This window comes from Anaerocolumna aminovalerica, from assembly GCF_900115365.1.
Lineage (GTDB): Bacteria > Bacillota > Clostridia > Lachnospirales > Lachnospiraceae > Anaerocolumna > Anaerocolumna aminovalerica.
This window is the reverse complement of sequence record NZ_FOWD01000052.1, coordinates 19,918-27,558: the sequence shown is the minus strand read 5'-3', so window position 1 is coordinate 27,558 and position 7,641 is coordinate 19,918. Positions and strand designations below refer to the sequence as shown.

The following is a 7,641-nucleotide window of genomic DNA, read 5'->3' as shown; positions in this document are numbered from 1 at the left end:
ACCAATATCAATACCTAAATAAAACATAGAACACCACCTGAAAAAGTATTTTAGATAGTTTTCCTCTGAACTGATAAACGTTACCGCCTTATTGCATATACGAAGTACCCTGAAAGGGTCAACATCCAACTTATTCGTAAACTGTTTATCAGACAGAGGCATCAGTCTTTCGATAACGAGGTCATAAAAATGCCTCAAGGAGAAATCGATGTCACTCTATCTAATACAAACATTATACAGAAACATTCTGTATAATGATACAGTTAATAAAGGGTTATAGGTTACCTTTATCAACCTAAATATATTATATAAGGAGGCTTATGGAGTATGAAACGTAAATTATGGTTTAATTTATTCATATGTTATATACTGGCAGCAGTATTTATGTTTACCCTTCTGAATACATTTGGAATCAACCGAATAGAAAAGAAAATGACTAAAGAGAAAAGAGATGTACTCTATAATGAAGCCGCCTCCATATCTTCCGAATATATGAACAGTTTTTATAAAAATCAAACTTCTCTTGACCGTTTGACCAATCAAATAAAAGTGATCGGAAATATATTAAATGCAAGAATCTGGATCGTAAACAAAAGCGGTTTGGTAATATCTGATACCAGACCGGAAGACTCTAAAGTAAAAGAAATTAATGTCTTAAATATCGATCCTGATTTTTTATCGGAAACTTTCTCCGATTATACGGTTATGCCTGGAGTGCTGAGAGAACCAATGCTTAGTGTAGTACTACCGGTAAGTTATAATTATCAGGTACAAGGTTTTATAGTAATTCATTCCGCCTTAAGCCAAATAAGTAATGATGCCATATATTTTGTAGATGGTATTAACCTGATTTTTTTAGCTTTTTTAGCTTTCTTATGTATTCTATTCTTTGTAATATACTTTTTCACAATAGCTCCTTTATCAAAGTTAAATAAGGCAGCCAAAGAATATACCTCAGGAAATTATTCTTATCCTCTTAAATTAGACCGGTCAGATGAATATGGTGACCTTGCCAATTCCTTATCATATATGGCCGGTGAGATGAATAAACTGGATGATTACCAAAAGAAATTTGTAGCGAATATATCCCACGATTTCCGTTCACCTTTAACCTCCATAAAAGGATATGCGGAAGCTATCTTAGACGGAACCATCCCTTATGAAATGAAAGACAAATACCTTGGTATTATACTTTTTGAAACAGAGCGTCTGAATAAGCTTACTTCCAGCTTATTAACCTTAAACCGTTTTGAAAATAGAGGTACTTTCCTTGAGATAACTTCTTTTGATATTAACCATATCATAAAGAAAACTGCAGAAAGCTTTGAAGGAACCTGTACTAAGAAGAAAATCACTTTAAATCTTGTATTCTCTGCAAAAGAAATTTATGTAGATGCGGATATGGGAAAGATTCAGCAAGTCCTTTATAATCTGCTGGATAATGCTATTAAATTCAGTCCTCAGAATTCCAGTATTAAAGTAGCTACCACCGAAAAAGGTGATAAGGCCTTTGTTTCCATAAAAGATTATGGTATTGGAATACCAAAAGAAAATATTAAGAAAATATGGGAACGATTCTATAAAACAGATGCCTCCAGAGGCAAGGATAAGAAAGGTACCGGACTTGGACTTTCCATTACCAAAGAAATCATCACTGCTCACGACGAAAATATAAATGTAATCAGCACTAAAGGCGTTGGCACAGAGTTTATATTCAGTCTTCCACGAACAGATGGTTTTTTGATCTAAAACTTAATAAAATTCAAAGCGGATATTCCTACTTGCCTCTAGGCAAGTTATCTGCTTACGCTACTTGCTCATAACCTCATTGCCACTACGTGGCATTTCAGCAGGAGCTTGAACTCTGCTGAAACAGGCAAGTTCCCCGCTTTCAGAAGCGGGGAACTTGCCTGATAAGGTTAAATTAGCGAAGAATCAGATAATTTATATTTCTAAGATTCTTCGCATTGTTTATGTTATCTACTATTTATTTTACTGTACTTACTATCCTAGTTTCATGATGCTTTACTTTTGAGGTGCAGAATGAAATATATAAGGTTATGGCAGCATAAATTATAACTATAAACTTTCGCTCCAGGAATGATGGTGTAAATGACCCACCCTATTCATACCGGAGAAGTTATTTTGACGCAGGGCTTCGTATAAAACTATGGAAACAGAATTAGCCAGATTAAGGGAACGGATTTCTCCAATCATAGGGATACGTATACAGTTCTCCTTATTCTCCAGAAGAATTTCTTCCGGTATTCCTGCACTTTCTTTACCAAACATAATATAACAGTCCGGTTCATAATTTACTTCCGTATAGGTGTTCAGAGCCTTGGTGGTGGCCATGTATATTTTGGCGCCGGGATTCTTATTTAAGAAGTCTTGATAATTGTCATAAACGGTAACATCTAAGTCCTTCCAGTAATCCATGCCTGCTCTTTTAATTTCTTTTTCATTTAATCGAAATCCCAACGGTTCAATCAGATGCAGCCTGGTTCCTGTAGCCACACAGGTTCTGCCGATATTACCGGTATTAGCCGGGATCTCCGGTTCAAACAATACTATATTCATTCTAATTCATGCCTTTCATCAGACTACTCTTTCATTGCAATATTAATTTCAATTGCTTTATTGTCATCGTATATCAGCGGTATACATATATTTTGCGAAAATGTATTGGAGAAGGACATATTTCCCATTCCAATGGTGGGAGGCGTTATATCTATGCCGATACCTTTGGTGGAGAATAAGGTTGCAGCGTTTCCTAGTATCATATTTCCTAACTCACTAAGAGCGCTGATGGACATATCATCTAATTGAGTAATTGGCATCATAATCATTTTCGTCGCTATATCACATGCAACATGATTGGGAAGAGCCATCATTACTTGTCCTTTCATTTCTCCTGTAACTCCAATAATGATAACTACCGTATCATCTTTAAAGTCCAGTTCCTTTACATATGGTTTTCCCATCTTCGTCTCTATCATGCACATATCCTTTAGTATCTTAGCAGCTGCAACCAAAAAGGGATTTATATGTTCCGCATTCATTCCTGCCATGCTGATTTCCTCCTAAGTAAGTCATAATACTATTTTTTATATTTCTTTACAAACCGTTCAATTCTTTCCATTGCTATTTTTAGGTTCTCAATGGAATAAGCATAGGATATTCTTAGAAATCCTTCGCCGCAGCTACCAAAAGCAGTTCCCGGTACCACTGCAACCTTTTCTTCTTTTAAGAGTCTGGTGGCAAACTCATCTGATGTCATTCCTAAGCTTTTTATACAAGGAAATACATAGAAGGCTCCATAAGGCTCAAAACATTCCAGTCCTATCTCGTTAAAAGCATTAACCAGATATTTTCTGCGCATATCATAAGCATTACGCATAGTTTCTACATCGGAATCACCGTTTCTTAAAGCTTCAACAGCTGCATACTGGCTAGCAGTGGGCGCACACATTATAGCAAACTGATGTATTTTTACCATCTGTTCAATAATGTTCTCCGGCCCAACAGCATATCCAAGCCTCCAGCCTGTCATAGCATAAGATTTTGAAAAACCGTTAATCAATATAGTTCTTTCCTTCATTCCCGGGAACTGTGCTATTGTTACGTGCTTCTGCCCATAGGTTAATTCCGAATAAATTTCATCGGTAACTACAAATAAATCTTTTTCTTCTACTATCTTTGCAATTTCTTTTAAATCATCATATTCCATAATAGCACCGGTTGGGTTATTTGGAAATGGTAATATTAGAACTTTTGTCTTATCTGTTATGGCATTTAATAATTTTTCTTTGGTTAATTTAAATTGATCCTTTACTTCTAGTTCAATAATAACCGGTTTCCCTCCGGCTAACGTTACACAGGGAAGGTAGGATACATAGCTGGGCTGGGGAATCAAAACTTCATCTCCCGGATCTAACATAGCTCTTAGGGAGATATCAATTGCCTCACTGCCTCCCACAGTTACAATGGTTTCCTTGTTGTAATCGTAATAAAGATCAAACCTTCTGTTTAAGTACTTGCAGATTTCTACTTTTAATTCCTTTAGACCTGCATTGGAAGTATAAAAAGTTCTTCCTTTTTCTAATGAATAAATTCCTTCCTCGCGAATATGCCATGGTGTATCAAAATCCGGTTCACCTACACCAAGGGAAATGGCATCCTTCATTTCACTAACAATATCAAAAAATTTACGTATACCGGATGGTTCAATTCCTACAACTGTTTTCGATAATGGGTTTCTCAAGGTGTAATCAGCATCCTTTCATCGCTTTTCTCATGAACTAATGGTAAGCCGTGTTCTTTATATTTCTTTAATACAAAATGAGTTGCTGTACTTAAAACAGCCTCCATGGGAGCCAACTTACTGGATACAAAATTAGCAACCTCTCTCATACTCTTTCCTTCAATCATAACAGTTAAGTCAAATCCCCCTGACATAAGATAAACGGATTCCACTTCATCAAACTTATAGATTCTTTCCGCAATTTTATCAAAACCTTGTCCTCTTTGGGGCGTTACTTTAACTTCAATAAGGGCTGTGACCTTTTCACTTTCTGTCTTATCCCAATTGATTAGAGTTGGATAACCGCAGATAATTGTTTCATCTTCCAATTCCTTAAGGGTCTTTTCAATTTCCTCCACGGTGGATCCTAACATGGCGGCCAGATCTTTTGATGTTAACTTACTATTCTTATCAATAGCCATTAAAATTTGTTCTCTCATCTTTATATTCCTGCTCCTTTCAGAGTTGAAAAAACTTGTTTTTCCAACCTATTCCTTCTTATTTTATTAACATTGAATCCTATTACGTCACTTTATATAATTCATCACTTTTTGGGGGTTCCAAAAAGCGTTTTTCATCTTCATTCATAACGATACGGTTTCTTCCCTCTGTAATCCGACCAATGACAGCTGCAAAGATTCCCTGCTTTTTTAATTCATCAACTAGAGCATTGGCTTTATCCGTTATCATTAACATAACTCCGCTGGATATTAATTGATAAGGATTTAGGTCATAAAATTCGCAGATTTCTATGGTTTCCTGTTTAATGGGGATTTTTTTAAGATCTACTTCCATACCTACTTTAGACGCCTCCCCTATTTCCCAAAGAGCTCCAAAGATTCCGCCCTCTGTTACATCATGCATAGAAGTAACTCCCATTTCCCTTCCTATTTTTGCTTCTGGTACTACGGAAATATTCTTAATAAAGTTCTTTGCACCATCAATAAAATCTCTTGTATATTTGGTTAGCAGTTCAGCTTCTTTTTTATTTGCAATTATTGCTGTTCCTTCCAAACCTGCCCACTTTGTCATAACTATTTCCTGCCCCGGCTTGGCACCTGCCGTTTTAATCATATATCCTTTTGGCATCTTTCCTACTCCGGTTACTGTAACTATGGGCTGGTTAACCGCTGCTGTTATTTCCGTATGCCCTCCAAGTATCTCAATATTTAACTTGGAGCAAACCCCTTCTATTTCTTTCATAATTTCTTTTAATTCTTCTTCTCTTGTTCCATCCGGCAGTAAAATAGTAAGCATGATTCCTACCACTTCCGCTCCGTTAGAGGCAATGTCATTGGCGGTAATATGTACTGCTAATGATCCTATATTATCTGCAGTTCCTGTAATAGGATCGGTTGACATTACATACACTTCATCTGCACCTAATTGTATGACGCTGCAATCTTCTCCAATACCGGGTCCTACAAGAACTTCATCACGTCTATGTTTTATTTGTTTTAATATAGATCTTTTTAAAACCGTTTCAGGGACTTTACCAATCTTCATCTGTTCCACCAAGCCTTCCCAGAAGTTTCTTATCAATTTTATATCCATATGTTAATGGAGTTTCTTATATTATGTATCACAATACTATGTCAATATTAAAAGAACAGAATATGAGAAGTTTCCTTCCCATATTCTGATTCAAATCCAGTATCAGTCATTACCACTTGCATCGCTTTGATCAATTGGTTCGGCATCTTCTGGTTGAGTATTATCTCCTACATTAATTTCATCCGGATTTGTAACATTTGTATCATCGTCTTTCTTATTTTCGCCGGAAGGTTTGTTCTTAGAAGGTTTGTTCTTAGAAGGTTTCTTTCCTTCTTCTTTATCCTTCTCTCCATCCTCATCTTTTGGTACCTCTTCTTCAACTTCCATGGTACCTATAGTAACATAACGAGGTGATGCGCTGTAATAACTTTTGTTTACTCTGGTTCTGCTGACCTCAATACCATTTTCGTAAACAACTTTATATAATTCCGCTACATATCCGATGTGAGCAGATTGGGTTGTAACCTCATAAGTGGTTGGCTTTGTGGGATCTTTTGTTACAACATCAGGTCCTGGCTTTGTTTCACTTAAAATAACGGTTTCGTATTTAACCCGTCTGTTGGCAGTATTTCTGGTTTCTTCACCCCAAATCGTGAAGGTAATGGTTCTGCCTTGTGTAAATGCCTGAATTAATACCGGAGCGTTTGTATTATTTTTAAACTTTAGGTTCTTCCAGGTACCTGCAATAGCAGCATCTCTGGATAAGGGCACATAACCGATGGTCATGGAATGAGCAGCACGTTCTGTAACTTCCAGTTCTGAATCCAATACAGCATTATATAATGTTGTTGTAACCTGACATGCACCACCGCCGATACTATCAACTACTTTTCCATTAAGGTAAGAACCTGCAGCATAATATCCATTCTGGGGGGTAAATGGAGTTAACTTTTCATAAGCAGAGAATTCATCACCAGGGTAAAGAATTGTGTTATTAATTAGCCTTGCACCGTTTGCAAGATTTCCGGCTCTGTCGGCAGAAGATGATGTGTAGGTTGTAGAAAAGGAACCTAATACAGCATTTACCCTATTAACCATTTCCCTTGTATACTTTGGACTTACTTCTACCACTTTTCCTGTAACAACAATGTTCTCCTGATTCCAATTATCTGATAACGCATTCTTGATATCTGACAAGGTATCCTGTACTTCCAATTTCTTACCTACCACTTCATTGGTATAGACGAAAGTACCGTTTTCTCTTTTCACAGTAGCATTCAATGGTTCTACATCATAAACACTGCATTTTGTTTCTAAAAATTCTTTTAACTTGTTGTCATCTATAGTGAATGCAAGGTCATAGACAAGTTTGTTAACTTCAACATCTTTTAAATCTTTATAACGTTTTATTAAATTTCCTTCTTTACCAATTTTTATTGCTTGTTCTATAAAATCGTTCTTTCCTTCGGAATAAGCCAAATCATCTAGGGAAACCGTTTCTGATTTATCTTCGATTTGTACAGTAACCGTTTTACTTTTTAAATTATTGATATAATCCTGTACTGCTTCTCTAGCCTGTGTCTCAGTCATTCCGCCTATATGAACAGAATCTATATAAATTCCTTGAGTGATTGCCTCATCCTCTTCAGCAGCACTCACTTTAGAGACAATCATTGTAGAAAAAAGGCAAATTGCAAATAACATTATCTTATACGCAGTTTTCTTCTTCATGGCTCTTATGTCTCCTTTCTTTTAACATGTTATTTTATCATAATACTTAAAATTATCAAGATAGTACTTGAATAAAATTTTCCATAATATAGGATATGTCCGGTTGTATCTAT

General features: G+C 36.1%; 7 protein-coding genes. 1 reads left to right on the top strand and 6 read right to left on the bottom strand.

Annotation, left to right across the window (positions count from 1 at the left end; genetic code table 11):
- The first annotated feature begins 327 nt into the window (after nucleotides 1–327).
- The gene (locus BM183_RS18815; protein ID WP_091688888.1) at nucleotides 328–1,749 is read left to right on the top strand and encodes a sensor histidine kinase; all 1,422 of its coding nucleotides are present in this window, start codon (nucleotides 328–330) and stop codon (nucleotides 1,747–1,749) included.
- A gap of 330 nt (nucleotides 1,750–2,079) precedes the next feature.
- On the opposite strand, the gene BM183_RS18810 is transcribed toward BM183_RS18815, so the two are convergent.
- The 6 genes from BM183_RS18810 to BM183_RS18785 form a co-directional block, all read right to left on the bottom strand.
- Nucleotides 2,080–2,580: a tRNA (cytidine(34)-2'-O)-methyltransferase gene (locus BM183_RS18810; RefSeq protein ID WP_091688886.1), complete on the bottom strand. Its 501-nt coding sequence runs from the start codon at nucleotides 2,578–2,580 to the stop codon at nucleotides 2,080–2,082.
- A gap of 23 nt (nucleotides 2,581–2,603) precedes the next feature.
- A complete protein-coding gene (locus BM183_RS18805; RefSeq protein WP_091688884.1) occupies nucleotides 2,604–3,071 on the bottom strand; it encodes a chemotaxis protein CheX in 468 nt (155 codons plus the stop codon).
- 29 nt (nucleotides 3,072–3,100) lie between these two features.
- On the bottom strand, nucleotides 3,101–4,264 hold the full coding sequence (locus tag BM183_RS18800; protein WP_091688881.1) for an aminotransferase class I/II-fold pyridoxal phosphate-dependent enzyme: 1,164 nt from the start codon (nucleotides 4,262–4,264) through the stop codon (nucleotides 3,101–3,103).
- Nucleotides 4,261–4,743: an Lrp/AsnC family transcriptional regulator gene (locus BM183_RS18795; protein ID WP_091688879.1), complete on the bottom strand. Its 483-nt coding sequence runs from the start codon at nucleotides 4,741–4,743 to the stop codon at nucleotides 4,261–4,263. Before BM183_RS18795 ends, BM183_RS18800 begins: the two co-directional genes overlap by 4 nt.
- Before the next feature lie 82 nt (nucleotides 4,744–4,825).
- Complete coding sequence (locus tag BM183_RS18790; RefSeq protein WP_170848084.1) at nucleotides 4,826–5,809, bottom strand: AIR synthase family protein; 984 nt, start codon at nucleotides 5,807–5,809, stop codon at nucleotides 4,826–4,828.
- A 150-nt stretch (nucleotides 5,810–5,959) separates the two neighbouring features.
- Nucleotides 5,960–7,528, bottom strand: coding sequence for a VanW family protein (locus BM183_RS18785; protein WP_091688877.1), 1,569 nt, complete (start codon nucleotides 7,526–7,528; stop codon nucleotides 5,960–5,962).
- Between the last annotated feature and the right edge of the window lie 113 nt (nucleotides 7,529–7,641).

Coding starts and splice junctions, on each gene's coding strand:
- BM183_RS18795 (WP_091688879.1), bottom strand. CDS start 4,743: ATGAGAGAACAAATTTTAATGGCTATTGATAAGAATAGTAAGTTAACA.
- BM183_RS18810 (WP_091688886.1), bottom strand. CDS start 2,580: ATGAATATAGTATTGTTTGAACCGGAGATCCCGGCTAATACCGGTAAT.
- BM183_RS18790 (WP_170848084.1), bottom strand. CDS start 5,809: ATGAAGATTGGTAAAGTCCCTGAAACGGTTTTAAAAAGATCTATATTA.
- BM183_RS18805 (WP_091688884.1), bottom strand. CDS start 3,071: ATGGCAGGAATGAATGCGGAACATATAAATCCCTTTTTGGTTGCAGCT.
- BM183_RS18815 (WP_091688888.1), top strand. CDS start 328: ATGAAACGTAAATTATGGTTTAATTTATTCATATGTTATATACTGGCA.
- BM183_RS18785 (WP_091688877.1), bottom strand. CDS start 7,528: ATGAAGAAGAAAACTGCGTATAAGATAATGTTATTTGCAATTTGCCTT.